Annotated in this window: 1 pseudogene; it reads right to left on the bottom strand. The window is 71.5% G+C overall.

What is annotated here, in order from left to right:
• Nucleotides 1–246, bottom strand: a pseudogene (locus tag ACSNOK_RS35625) (cation transporter); the annotation flags it as partial.

Below are 246 nucleotides of genomic sequence, written 5' to 3'. Positions count from 1 at the left end.
GCCCAGGTAGACGGCGAGCAGCACGATGCCCTCGAACCCGAGCCGCAGCCAGCCGCGCTTCTGCCGCACCAGCATGCCGCCCAGCAGCACGGTGGTCATCAGCAGGGCGGCACCGGTGAGGAAGAGCTGGTCGGAGCCGGCCGCGTGGTAGAGGGAGCCGCCGCGGAAGAAGAGGTCGCCGATGGCGAGGTTGAGCACGTCCAGGCAGTTGCCGCCCACGATGGCCGCCACCGCCAGGGTCACCGC

The sequence above is a fragment of the Streptomyces sp. URMC 126 genome, from assembly GCF_051386555.1.
Taxonomy (GTDB): domain Bacteria; phylum Actinomycetota; class Actinomycetes; order Streptomycetales; family Streptomycetaceae; genus Streptomyces.
This window is presented reverse-complemented; position numbering and strand designations above follow the sequence as displayed.